Below are 11,523 nucleotides of genomic sequence, written 5' to 3'. Positions count from 1 at the left end.
CCATGAACCGACACGACACCCCGCCCACCGTTGTCTACGAAGGCAAGTACCAGCGCATGGTCGTGCGCGGCACCTGGGAGTACTCCGAACGCGTGCATGCCGGCGGCCTGGCCGCGATCATCGTGGCGGTGACCCCGGACGATGCGATGTTGTTCGTCGAACAGTTCCGCGTGCCGCTGCAGGCGCGCACCATCGAAATGCCGGCCGGCCTGGTCGGCGATGTGCATGCCGACGAGTCGATCGAGCTGTCGGCGATCCGCGAACTGGAAGAAGAGACCGGCTGGACCGCCGCGCACGCCGAAGTGCTGATGATCGGCCCCACCTCGGCCGGTGCCAGCAGCGAGAAGATCGCCTTCGTGCGCGCCACCGGGCTGCGCAAGGTCGGCGCCGGCGGCGGCGATGCCAGCGAGGACATCACCGTGCACGAAATCCCGCGCGCGCAGGTCGGCGCCTGGCTGGTGCAGAAGATGGCCGAGGGCTATCAGATGGACCCCAAGTTGTGGGCCGGGCTGTACCTGGTCGATCACGCCCTGGATGGCACGCCGCGTGGTTGATGCCGCCGTGGACCCATTGCTTGGCCCAGAAGACCCGCCGGCGTTTACCGTGCACAACGCGCGGGCGGCATCGCCGTGGCTGTTGATCGCCGACCACGCCGGCCAGCGCGTGCCGGCACGGCTGGACAACCTGGGCCTGCCGCAGTTCGAGCTGGACCGCCATATCGGCTGGGATATCGGCATTGCGCAGGTCACCCGTCTGCTGGCCGAGGCGCTGGATGCGGTTGCCATCACCCAGACCTATTCGCGGCTGGTGATCGACTGCAACCGGCCCGATGGCGCGGCCAGCCGGATGCCGGAGGTCAGCGACGGCACGTCGATTCCCGGCAACCTGGCGTTGACCGCCGCCGATCGCCAGCAACGTATCGATGCGATCTTCGCGCCATACCACGCGCGCATCGCGGCCGAACTGGATGCACGCGCGCAGCGCGCGCAACCGACGCTGCTGGTGTCGATGCACAGCTTCACCCCGGTGATGGCCGGCAACGCGCGTCCCTGGCATGCCGGCGTGCTGTACCACCGCGACACGCGGCTGGCGCATCGTTTGCTGGATGCCTTGCGTGCGGAGCCGGACCTGGTGGTGGGAGACAATCAACCGTATGCGGTCAGCGATGCCACCGACTACGCCATCCCGGTCCATGGCGAAGGCCGCGGCCTGCTGCATGTGGAACTGGAAATCCGCCAGGACCTGATCGGCGACGCCGCCGGTCAACAGGCATGGGCAGATCGATTGGCGCGCATCCTGCCGCCGCTGGCGGATGCGCTGCTGCCGCGCTAAAAAACCGGCAAGCAGGGTAGGAGCGCGCTTGCGCGCGATCGGGCTTTACCGGTAGCGCCCCATCGCGCGCAAGCGCGCTCCTACGGGTCATGCGAGGGCATGACCCGTCTGCGTCCGACATGGTCGTTCAGGCAAACCCGTCGGTCGCGCGTACCAAGGCATCGACATTTTCCGGCTCGAACGCCGAGTGCCCCGAGGCCGGGCTGATCTGCAACTGTGACTTCGGCCAGGCCTTGTGCAGATCCCAGGCGCTTTGCAGCGGGCAGACCACATCGTAACGGCCGTGCACGATCACCCCGGGGATATCGGCAATGCGGTGCGCGTCGCGCAGCAACTGGCCTTCCACCTCGAAGAAGCCCTGGTTGACGAAGTAGTGGTTCTCGATGCGTGCGAACGCCAACGCAAAGTGCGCGTCCTCATGCCCGGTGACGAAGTCTTCGTCGACGTGCAAAAAGCTGGTGGCGCCTTCCCACACGCTCCAGGCCTTGGCGGCGGCCAGCCGCGTGGCTTCGTCGTCGCTGGTCAGGCGGCGATGGAACGCAGCGATCAGATCGCCATGTTCGTCGGCCGAGATGGCGCTGATGTAGTGCTCCCATGCGTCCGGGAACAGCCGGCTGGCGCCTTCCTGATAGAACCATTCCAGCTCGAAACGACGCAGCAGGAAGATGCCGCGCAGCACCAGCTCGGTGACCTGCTGCGGGTGGGTCTGCGCATACGCAAGCGCCAGCGTCGAGCCCCAGCTGCCGCCGAACACCTGCCAGCGCTCGATGCCCAGGTGCGTGCGCAGGCGCTCGATGTCGGCGACCAGATCCCAGGTGGTGTTGTCGGTGAGATCGGCATGCGGGGTGGACCGGCCCGAGCCGCGCTGGTCGAACAGCACGATGCGGTACTTGGCCGGGTCGTGGAAGCGCCGCATCTTGGCGTTGCAACCGCCGCCCGGGCCGCCGTGCAGCATCACCACCGGTTTGCCCTGCGGGTTGCCGCACTGTTCGAAGTACAGCGTGTGGCGGTCGTCGACCTTCAGGCTGCCCTGCTCGTAGGGCGTGATCTCGGGATAGAGCGTGCGCATGCGTCGGTCCTGGGCGAAAACCCGCATTGTAGCGATCGACGATGGAGCCAACGGCCGTGTCTTCCCGCAGCGGTGAGTGCCCGGGCACGCCGGCACGCAGTGACTGCACCGTCAGCGACACTGCAGCAGACAACCTTATTGCGTCGCGCCCGCCTCCCAGCATCCCAGCGTCACCCGATCGCGCTGTTCCAGATCCTGATGCGTGGCCACGTGCGTAAACCCGCGCGCGCGCAGCAGCTCGGCCACGGCCGCACCCTGATCCCAGCCATGCTCGAGCAGCAGCCAGCCGCCTGCGCGCAGATGCGCGGGCGCATCGGCCACGATCGAACGGATGTCGTCCAGCCCATCGCTGCCGGAGGCCAGCGCGCTGGCCGGCTCATAGCGCAGATCGCCCTGCGCAAGATGCGGGTCGCCGGCCGCGATGTAGGGCGGATTGCTGGCGATCAGATCAAAGCGCTCGCCGGCCAGCGGCGCGAACCAGCTGCCGTGGCGGCAGTGCACGTTCGATAGACGGTGACTGTCGGCGTTGCGCTGGGCGATGGCGAGCGCGGCCGCACTGGCGTCGGTGGCGATCACCTGCGCCTGCGGCCGCTCGCTGGCGATCGCCAGGGCGATCGCGCCGCTGCCCGTTCCCAGATCGGCCACGCGGCGGCCGGGCGTGTGCTCCAGCCGCTCCAGCGCCAGCTCGACCAGCGCTTCGGTATCGGCACGTGGAATCAGCGTGGCGGTGGAGACAGCCAGGTCCAGGGTCCAGAACCCTCGCGAACCGGTCAGGTAGGCCACCGGCTCGCCCGCCTGCCGCCGCTGCACCAAGGCTTCGAAGGCCTGCGCCATGGTCGGCGGCACCGGGTCACGGCCGTGCGCGAACAGCCAGGCGCGGTCGCGGCTCAGCGCGTGCAACAGCAGCGGTTCGGCGTCTCGACGGTCGATCCGCAGCGCGGCCTGCCGTAGCAGCTGTTCGGCAGGGATGCCTGCAGGATCGTCGCTCATACGGATCATTCACTCATGCGAAACATCGGCCGACCATTATCGGAGATGGGACGGCCCACCCGCAGCGCCAGATGCCGTCTGCAAAATCGATAGCCAAAAACTATCTATCCAATTCCATCAATCGATTTGAGAAATCTATCGATCCTGCCTACCATGGCGGCTGTTCCATCCCCCGCCCCCCTTCATCGCACGAGGAAACTCAATGTCTCTCATCAACACTCAGGTCCAGCCGTTCAAGGCGAATGCGTACCACAACGGCAATTTCATCGAAGTCACCGAGGCCAGCCTGAAGGGCAAGTGGTCGGTGCTGATCTTCATGCCGGCCGCCTTCACCTTCAACTGCCCGACCGAAGTGGAAGACGCCGCCGACAACTATGCCGCGTTCCAGAAGGCAGGCGCCGAGGTCTACATCGTCACCACCGATACGCACTTCTCGCACAAGGTGTGGCATGAAACCTCGCCGGCCGTGGGCAAGGCGCAGTTCCCGCTGATCGGCGATCCGACCCACAAGCTGACCCGCGCGTTCGGCGTGCACATCGAAGAAGAAGGCCTGGCCTTGCGCGGCACCTTCATCATCAACCCGGACGGCGTGATCAAGACCCTCGAGATCCACGACAACGCGATCGCCCGCGACGTCACCGAGACGCTGCGCAAGCTGACTGCTGCCCAGTTCGTCGCCAACAACCCCGGCCAGGTCTGCCCGGCCAAGTGGAAGGAAGGCGCCAAGACCCTGGCTCCGTCGCTGGACCTGGTCGGCAAGATCTAAACCGACTGACACCTCCGGCCTGTGGTTGAGGCCGGAGCATCTCCGGCCCAGCACTGGGCCGGGGGTGAACCGGAGCCGGTGCCGGGCTGCCCGCCAGCCATCGCCAGCACGCATTCCCGACATCGCGCCGGCTGCGGTTCATCCCCTTCCTCCCCCGGCGACCTGCGCTTGCGCAGCGACGCCACGCTCTCCCCTTGCCCATTTCCAGGAGTTTTCCATGTTGGATGCCAATCTCAAGACCCAGCTGACCGCCTACCTGGAACGGGTTACGCGGCCGATCCAGATCAATGCCTCGATCGACGACAGCGCCGGCTCGCGCGAAATGCTCGACCTGCTCGAGGACCTGGTGTTGCTCTCGGACAAGATCAGCCTGGACATCCACCGCGACGACAACCAGCGCAAGCCCTCGTTTGCGCTGACCACGCCGGGCCAGGACATCTCGCTGCGCTTTGCCGGCCTGCCGATGGGCCACGAGTTCACCTCGCTGGTGCTGGCGCTTTTGCAGGTGGGCGGGCACCCGTCCAAGGCTGCCGCCGAGCTGATCGAGCAGGTCCAGCACCTGGATGGCGACTACCAGTTCGAAACCTATTTCTCGCTGTCGTGCCAGAACTGCCCGGACGTGGTGCAGGCGCTGAACCTGGCCGCCGTGCTCAACCCGCGCATCAAGCACGTGGCCATCGACGGTGCGTGGTTCCAGGACGAGGTCGAAACCCGCCAGATCATGTCGGTGCCCACCGTGTACTTGAACGGCGAGCTGTTCGACCAGGGCCGCATGACGCTGGAGCAGATCGTCGCCAAACTCGACACCAACGCGGCCAAGCGCGACGCCGCCAGGATCGCGGCCAAGGACGCCTTCGACGTGCTGGTGGTCGGCGGCGGCCCGGCCGGCTCGGCAGCAGCGGTGTATGCCGCACGCAAGGGCATCCGCACCGGCGTGGCCGCCGAGCGTTTCGGTGGCCAGGTGCTGGACACCATGTCGATCGAAAACTTCATCTCGGTACCGGAAACCGAAGGCCCGAAGATGGCCGCCGCGCTCGAGCAGCATGTGCGCCAGTACGACGTGGACATCATGAACCTGCAGCGCGCCGAGCAGCTGATTCCGGCCGGTGCCGATGGCCTGATCGAGATCAAGCTCGCCAATGGCGCCTCGCTCAGGAGCAAGACCGTGATCCTGTCCACCGGCGCGCGCTGGAGGCAGATGAACGTGCCTGGCGAAGACCAGTACAAGAACAAGGGCGTGGCCTATTGCCCGCATTGCGATGGCCCGCTGTTCAAGGGCAAGCGCGTGGCGGTGATCGGCGGCGGCAATTCCGGTGTCGAGGCCGCGATCGATCTGGCCGGTATCGTGGCGCATGTCACGCTGGTGGAATTCGACGACAAGCTGCGCGCCGACGAAGTGCTGCAGCGCAAGCTGCGCAGCCTGCACAACGTGCGCATCATCACCAGCGCGCAGACCACCGAAGTGCTCGGTGACGGGCAGAAGGTCACCGGCCTGGTCTACAAGGACCGCACCGGTGGCGACATCCAGCACGTGGATCTGGAAGGCGTGTTCGTGCAGATCGGCCTGCTGCCAAACACCGAGTTCCTGCGCGGCACGGTGGAGCTGTCGCCGCGTGGCGAGATCATCATCGACGACCGAGGCCAGACCAGCGTGCCGGGGGTGTTTGCGGCAGGCGACGCCACCACGGTGCCGTACAAGCAGATCGTGATCGCGATGGGCGAAGGCTCCAAGGCCGCCCTGAGCGCATTCGATCACCTGATCCGCTCCAGCGCACCGGTCAGCGCCGAAAACGTTGCGCAAGCCGCATAAGCGCAACCGCAGCCATCGCCCGGCCATGCCGGGCGCTAAGCTGCATCGCACGTCAGTCGTTAACCGTCACCGCCTTGAGGGCTGCTGCACATGAATCTGCGTGACCTGAAATATCTGGTAGCCCTGGCTGACCACAAGCATTTCGGCCGCGCCGCGACGGCGTGTTTTGTCAGTCAGCCGACACTGTCCACCCAGATCAAGAAACTCGAGGACGAGCTGGGTGTGCCGCTGGTGGAGCGCGCCCCGCGCAAGGTGATGCTGACCCCGGCCGGCCGCGAAGCGGCGATGCGTGCGCGCGGCATCGTGGCCGAGGTGGAACAGATGAAGGAAGCCGCACGGCGCAGCCAGGACCCGGAAGCAGGCACGGTGCGGCTGGGCATCTTCCCCACCCTGGCGCCGTATCTGTTGCCGCATGTGGTGCCGCGCATCCGCGAGCGTTTCCCGCGCCTGGAGTTGCTGTTGATCGAGGAAAAAAGCGACCGGCTGATGCACCAGTTGCGCGAGGGACGCCTGGATGCGGCGCTGCTGGCGATGCCGTTGCAGGACGACCAGTTGCATGCCGAGTTCCTGTTCGAGGAGCCCTTCGTGCTGGCGGTGCCGGAAGGCCATCCGTTGGCGCGCCACGACAGCATGACGCTGGACGATCTGTCCGAACAGCGCCTGTTGCTGCTGGAAGACGGCCACTGCCTGCGCGAACAGGCGCTGGATGTCTGCCATCTGGCAGGAGCGTTGGAGAAGTCGGAATTCCAGGCCACCAGCCTGGAAACCCTGCGTCAGATGGTGGCTGCCAATGTCGGCGTCACCCTGCTGCCGCTGCTGGCAGTCAAGCCGCCGGTTGCCCGCTCGGAAAACATCCGCCTGATCCGCTTCCGCGAAGACAAACAACCCAGCCGCCGCATTGCCATGGCCTGGCGTCGCAGCTCGGCGATGACCGCCTTCCTGGAGCAGCTGTCGCAGTTGTTCAAGGAACTGCCGGACAGCCTGTTCACGCTGGAGCAGCCTGTGACGGGTCCCAAGGCGGTTGCGGCTTAGGATTCGGGAATCGGGAATCGGGAATCGGGAATCGTCAAAGCGTTTCCACGGCTGTGGTCGCTTTTGGCGACATTTGTAGATGACAAACAATGGCGGCGCGGAAGCGGCGCCTTTTGTTCTTCTTGCACCGCTGTTTTTCCAACGCTGCAGATTCATCCGTGCGGCTGCTTCCATCTGGCGGCTTAGATGCGCAGGCATTTGCTCCTGCCATCTGTGCCCTGGGCCTCTGTCGCAGCGCTCGCTTGATCGACGCGCTAATCCCGGCGCCCTGAAAAAACGCTTCGACCTTCGCAAGTCAGTCGCAGTGTTGCGCCGGGCAGGATGTATTGGGATCGGCCGACGGTGCCCTCATCTTGTCGATTCCGCTTGCCGTGTTGGCGAGCCGTATTCGTCAGGAGAGTGCCATGACTTCGCAACATCACAGCGGCTTGCCGCCATCGATCCTTGTCTCCAGCCACGACCTCGCACGTCTTGAGGCCTTGCTCGATTCCCCCGCGTTCAACAAACATCCCGCCGCCACTGCGCTGAGCGACGAACTGGGCCGCGCACGCGTGCTGCCGCCCGACCAGATTCCCGGCGATGTCGTCACCATGCACTCGCGCATCGAATGCGAAGACCAGCTGCACGGCGAACGGCATACGCTTACCCTCGTGTACCCGCATGAGGCCGATGTCCAGCACAGCCGCATCTCGGTGCTGGCGCCGGTCGGCAGTGCGCTGCTTGGCCTGTCGGTCGGCCAGAGCATCGACTGGCGCACGCCCGACGGGCGCGACCTGCGCCTGCGCGTGACTGCCGTGCACGATCAACCCGCTGCCGCGGGCGACTTCCAGCGCGCGGCGCGCTAACGTAGCGCGCTGCGTCCTATCCACGACCCGTTCCACGATTCGAGAGAACCCGCATGACTGCATCCCCCTCCAAGCTTGCCCAACTGCGCGACCTGTCCGTGGTCGTTGCCGACACCGGCGATTACGACGCCATCAAGCGACTGAAGCCGGTCGACTGCACCACCAATCCTACCCTGGTCAAAAAGGCGCTGGACCTGCCGGTCTATGCCGATCTGATCGAGCGCGAACTGGCCTGGGGCCGCGAGCACGGTGGCGAAGACCGCACCGCCACCGTCAACGAGGTCGCCGACCGCCTGACCATCGGCGTGGGCGTCAAGCTGGCCGAACTGGTGCCGGGCCGCGTCTCCACCGAAGTGGACGCCGACCTGGCGCACGACACCCAGGCCACCATCGCCAAGGCGCGCAAGTTCATCGCGATGTACGCCGAGCGTGGCGTGTCCAAAGACAAGATCCTGATCAAGATTGCCGCCACCTGGGAAGGCATCGAAGCCGCCCGTCAGCTGCAGCGCGAAGGCATCGACTGCAACCTCACGCTGATCTTCAATCGCTCCCAGGCGCTGGCCTGCGCAGAAGCCGGCGTGTTCCTGATTTCCCCGTTCGTCGGCCGCATCCTGGATTACTACGTCGCCCAGGGCCAGACCCCGGCCAGCATCGACGAAGATCCGGGCGTGGTGTTCGTGCGCACCGTCTATAACGAATTCAAGCGGCGCGGCTCGTCCACCGTTGTGATGGGCGCCTCGTTCCGCTCCACCGCGCAGATCGAAGCGCTGGCCGGCTGCGACCGCCTGACCATCTCGCCGGACCTGCTGGAAAAGCTGGATGCCGAACACGGGCAGTTGCCGCGCAAGCTCTCGCCAGCGGCTGCCGACAACGCGCAGATCACCCCGATCAACAGCGACAGCTTCGCCACCGACCTGGCCGCCGACCCGATGGCCACCGAAAAGCTTGCCGGCGGCATCGACACCTTTGCCAAGGACCTGCAAGCCCTGCGCAAGACCATCGCCGATAAGCTCGCCGGCTGATCGTCCTGACGTAAAAGCACGACCACCAACGCCCGCAGCCGATGCTGCGGGCGTTGTCGTGTTCGGGAGTGCAGCGAGGATCGCAGCACAGCGTTTTTTCATCCTGCTCGCACCACCGCCCGCGCATCCGATGCACCGCTTGCAGGTCGATACCGCTGCTCGGCGCGCTTCCCCGGCGCCGGCACACGCTGTCTGTTGAGGTAACGCAGGTAACGCGACGGATCCGATCCACACTGCGTGCCTTGCACATGGCGGCCACCGTCTGCTATCCCGCCTATCTCGCAGGCAGCCGCTCGGCTGGCCGATGAACCCGGTCGCGCTGCCGCCCGCTCCCTGCGCATCTCCACACCTTGCTTACAATCGCCGCACGCGCACTGCCTAGAATCCGGATACCTCAACTGGCGTAACGGACAATGGCAAACATTGCAGTGGTGATGGTCGACGGCGTGGCCGATTGGGAAATCGGCGTGGTGCTGCCAGCGGCGCGCGAATGGTTTGGCGACCAGGTGGCCATTGCCAGCATCGATGGCCAGCCGGTGCAGTCCATCGGCGGTCTGCGCATCACCCCGGAATTTGCGCTCTCGGATCTGGCGCCGCTGGATGCCGACCTATGGATCCTGCCCGGCAGCGAGCGCTGGCAGGCGGGCGAGATTCCGGGCTTGAGCGGGCTATTGGTGGAGCGCGTGCAGCACCAGCGCCCGGTCGCTGCGATCTGCGGCGCCACCATCGCGCTGGCCTATGCCGGCCTGCTCGACAACCGTGCCCATACCAGCAACGCGTTGGCATTTTTGCAGGAACATGTGGTGCCGTATGCCGGTGCCGCGCAGTATCGCCACGAAAAAGTCGTCACCGCCGACAGCGTGATTACTGCGCCAGGCACCAGCCCGGTCGGCTTTGCGCTGGCCTGCATGCGCTTGCTGCATCCCGAACGTACCGACATGCTTACGCAGCTGCGCGGCATGTTTGCCGGCGAATTTGTCTGATCCAACGGATGCAGGCACACCTGGCGCATTTGCTGCGCTACCGGATGCAGTGATTCGCCGCACCGATTCATTGCACCGGTTGGCTGTCGTGATTGGCTGTCGTGATTGACCGCAATTGCACCGGTGCGTTGCTCAGCCACACGCGGCGGCGGCGCGTCTGGCGCACGCCGCAAAAAAAGATGGCCACGTCGTCTCCGACGTAGCCATTCAAGTTGCCTGGCATGCACTCCCATGCGCTGCCTGATCGTGATAACGCTGCCGGTCACTATTGGCCATCGGCGCGCTGCCACGATCACGTGGTTGGCAGCGTTTCAATCCGGCCCGCCTTTCCGTCAGGCATCCAGCCCGATCGGGCAGCTCACTCCCGTGCCGCCAAGCCCGCAATAGCCATTGGGGTGCTTGGCGAGATACTGCTGGTGATCGTCTTCGGCGTAGTAGAACGTCGGCGCCGGGAAACGGATCTCCGTGGTGATTGCGCCATACCCTGCAGCATCCAGCTGCTGCTGATAGGCGTCGCGGCTGGCGAGTGCCGCGTCGTATTGCGCCTGCGTCGTGCAGTAGATGGCCGAGCGGTACTGTGTGCCGACATCGTTGCCCTGCTGCATGCCCTGGGTGGGGTCGTGGCTTTCCCAGAACGTGCGCAACAACTGTGCGAACGACACCGACGCTTCGTCGTACACCACCAACACCGCTTCGGTATGGCCGGTCTGTCCCGAACACACTTCGGAGTAGGTCGCATTGGGTGTCTCACCGCCGGCATAACCCACCGCGGTGGTGTACACCCCCGGCACGTTCCAGAACTTGCGTTCCGCGCCCCAGAAGCAACCAAGCCCGAATTGCACCTGGGCCAGGCCGGTAAATTCCCCGCGCAACGGGTGACCGTTGATCAGGTGCGTGTTATGCAACGGCAGCGCTTGCTCGCGGCCAGGCAGTGCCTCGCCCGGACGTGGCATACGTTGTTTGAAGGCGCCGATTCCCAGCATGGTGCAACTCCGCAATCGTGAGGATTGCCTGCTGGATGGCGCCGGCCGCGGCAGCTTTCAAGCCTGCCCGGCCGGCACCCGTCGCCGATGCGGCGCTTACTTGGTCTTGGCGACCGCCGCGCGCGTGTCCACTTCCGGCATCGCCGAGCTGTGGTGGTTGATGATCAGCCACTTGCCGTCGCGCTTTTCGTAGACGAAGGTGTAGCGCGCCTGCACATCGCTCTTCTTACCGTCCTTGTCGGTCAGCGTGAAGGTGTACACACCGGCATCCACCGCGCTGTCGTCATCGAGCACGCGCACGGTGCGGTAATTGACCACGCCCTGAGGCTTTTTGGTCAGGAACATCTCGAAGTACTTTTCGATCTGCTGGCGCGAGGCGCGTACTTCGTTGGACACGGTCGGCAGCAGCACGCCATCGGGCGCATACAGATCGGCCACCTTGTGCGGGTTGCCCGTGGCCAGCGCGGCGTTCCAGGTGTCGAACAGCGCAGCGACTTCACGCTCTTCGCCGCCAGCCGGCAGCGTGGCCTTGTCGGCGTAGTGCATGACGCCGCCGGCCAGCGCCGGGGTGGCAGCCAGAGCCAGAACCAAAGAGGACAGAGTGCGACGCATGGGAAATCTCCGTTGGGTTGTGGTGGGGTGCCTCAGCGGGCGAGCTCAGTATCGAAATCGAGCGACCCCAACAATTCTG

Annotated in this window: 12 protein-coding genes; 8 read left to right on the top strand and 4 right to left on the bottom strand. The window is 65.4% G+C overall.

Annotated elements, in window-relative coordinates:
* Nucleotides 1-2 precede the first annotated feature (2 nt).
* Both VZ068_RS05290 and VZ068_RS05285 read left to right on the top strand, forming a co-directional pair.
* The gene (locus tag VZ068_RS05290) at nt 3-554 is read left to right on the top strand and encodes an NUDIX hydrolase (protein WP_065466011.1); all 552 of its coding nucleotides are present in this window, start codon (nt 3-5) and stop codon (nt 552-554) included.
* Nucleotides 535-1,332 carry an N-formylglutamate amidohydrolase gene (locus tag VZ068_RS05285; RefSeq protein WP_349657108.1) on the top strand — a complete coding sequence of 266 codons (798 nt, stop codon included), beginning with the start codon at nt 535-537 and terminating at the stop codon, nt 1,330-1,332. Before VZ068_RS05290 ends, VZ068_RS05285 begins: the two co-directional genes overlap by 20 nt.
* 127 nt (nt 1,333-1,459) lie before the next feature.
* Here VZ068_RS05285 and pip read toward each other — a convergent pair whose 3' ends face one another.
* Together pip and prmC are read right to left on the bottom strand one after the other, a co-directional pair.
* The gene (gene pip, locus VZ068_RS05280) at nt 1,460-2,401 is read right to left on the bottom strand and encodes a prolyl aminopeptidase (protein WP_349657107.1); all 942 of its coding nucleotides are present in this window, start codon (nt 2,399-2,401) and stop codon (nt 1,460-1,462) included.
* A 135-nt stretch (nt 2,402-2,536) separates the two neighbouring features.
* Nucleotides 2,537-3,391 (bottom strand): peptide chain release factor N(5)-glutamine methyltransferase, encoded by an 855-nt coding sequence (prmC, locus tag VZ068_RS05275; RefSeq protein WP_259168342.1) that lies wholly within the window; start codon nt 3,389-3,391, stop codon nt 2,537-2,539.
* A 202-nt stretch (nt 3,392-3,593) separates the two neighbouring features.
* Between prmC and ahpC the strand changes: the two genes are divergently transcribed.
* From ahpC to VZ068_RS05245, 6 genes are all read left to right on the top strand, one after another.
* A complete protein-coding gene (gene ahpC, locus VZ068_RS05270) occupies nt 3,594-4,157 on the top strand; it encodes an alkyl hydroperoxide reductase subunit C (RefSeq protein ID WP_016900725.1) in 564 nt (187 codons plus the stop codon).
* A gap of 217 nt (nt 4,158-4,374) precedes the next feature.
* A complete protein-coding gene (ahpF, locus tag VZ068_RS05265; RefSeq protein ID WP_349657106.1) occupies nt 4,375-5,967 on the top strand; it encodes an alkyl hydroperoxide reductase subunit F in 1,593 nt (530 codons plus the stop codon).
* A gap of 90 nt (nt 5,968-6,057) precedes the next feature.
* Nucleotides 6,058-6,999 carry a LysR substrate-binding domain-containing protein gene (locus VZ068_RS05260; protein ID WP_349657105.1) on the top strand — a complete coding sequence of 314 codons (942 nt, stop codon included), beginning with the start codon at nt 6,058-6,060 and terminating at the stop codon, nt 6,997-6,999.
* Between the two features lie 404 nt (nt 7,000-7,403).
* Nucleotides 7,404-7,844, top strand: coding sequence for a nucleoside diphosphate kinase regulator (gene rnk / locus VZ068_RS05255; protein ID WP_055851460.1), 441 nt, complete (start codon nt 7,404-7,406; stop codon nt 7,842-7,844).
* Nucleotides 7,845-7,897: 53 nt separating this feature from the next.
* Nucleotides 7,898-8,866 carry a transaldolase gene (gene tal, locus VZ068_RS05250; RefSeq protein ID WP_259154202.1) on the top strand — a complete coding sequence of 323 codons (969 nt, stop codon included), beginning with the start codon at nt 7,898-7,900 and terminating at the stop codon, nt 8,864-8,866.
* Between the two features lie 413 nt (nt 8,867-9,279).
* A complete protein-coding gene (locus tag VZ068_RS05245) occupies nt 9,280-9,849 on the top strand; it encodes a type 1 glutamine amidotransferase family protein (RefSeq protein ID WP_259154205.1) in 570 nt (189 codons plus the stop codon).
* A gap of 332 nt (nt 9,850-10,181) precedes the next feature.
* Here the strand turns inward: VZ068_RS05245 and msrA are convergent, their stop codons facing one another.
* The gene (gene msrA, locus VZ068_RS05240) at nt 10,182-10,832 is read right to left on the bottom strand and encodes a peptide-methionine (S)-S-oxide reductase MsrA (protein ID WP_259154214.1); all 651 of its coding nucleotides are present in this window, start codon (nt 10,830-10,832) and stop codon (nt 10,182-10,184) included.
* 96 nt (nt 10,833-10,928) lie between these two features.
* Entirely contained in the window at nt 10,929-11,444 is a 516-nt protein-coding gene (locus VZ068_RS05235; protein WP_259154217.1) for an SgcJ/EcaC family oxidoreductase, read from the bottom strand.
* Nucleotides 11,445-11,523: the final 79 nt, after the last annotated feature.

It is taken from the genome of Xanthomonas sp. 10-10, assembly GCF_040182365.1.
GTDB lineage: Bacteria > Pseudomonadota > Gammaproteobacteria > Xanthomonadales > Xanthomonadaceae > Xanthomonas > Xanthomonas arboricola_F.
Note: the sequence above shows the minus strand (reverse complement) of the source record. Positions and strands in the feature narration are given on the sequence as shown.